Origin of the sequence: Mesorhizobium sp. M1A.F.Ca.ET.072.01.1.1 (assembly GCF_004023325.1) — a bacterium.
Lineage (GTDB): Bacteria > Pseudomonadota > Alphaproteobacteria > Rhizobiales > Rhizobiaceae > Mesorhizobium.
Window position 1 is genome coordinate 1 of the sequence record NZ_RZSF01000712.1, and the last position, 521, is coordinate 521.

The following is a 521-nucleotide window of genomic DNA, read 5'->3' on the forward strand; positions in this document are numbered from 1 at the left end:
CTTGTTCCGCGAGCCGGCACTAATTGATCCGCCGTCGGCGTCGGAACCAGGCGGCCGTTCCAGCATTGAAGGCGAAGAGTCCAGCGGAGGTGCCTTATGATTGAAGATCTGCCTTTCGACCCGCCGATCGCCGTCGCCGTTGGCGCCGGCTTCAAACGGGACATTGCATCGCTGGCGGAGATGCAGAACTTCCTAAAAGAATGGCCGCCTGCCGAAGACACACGGCTGCAGAAGATCGCCATCAAGGCGTGCGAGGCGGCGCGGGCCGGACACGTGACCATCGAGCAGACGCGACGCGCCTTCATGGCTTTCGCCAAGGCCGCGGGCATCGTCTGGACCGGCGTCGATCCGGTCACGACGCTGCGCCGCGCCTAGGTGCGGACGATCCGCGCGGCGCGCGCGCCGCACGAGCGTCATACGCGCTGAGCCGAGCCTCGCAATCACTATTGCTTAGGCGGCTGCGGCGGCACTTCCCCGGGCTTGATCACCGGCATGTTGCCTTCCTCGGGCGCCGGCTGGGC

1 protein-coding gene is annotated in these 521 nt (G+C 66.4%); it reads left to right on the forward strand.

Going from position 1 to position 521, the window contains the following annotated elements:
• The first annotated feature begins 96 nt into the window (after positions 1-96).
• Entirely contained in the window at positions 97-375 is a 279-nt protein-coding gene (locus EOA32_RS37670) for a DUF982 domain-containing protein (protein ID WP_245499542.1), read from the forward strand.
• The last annotated feature ends 146 nt before the right edge of the window (positions 376-521 follow it).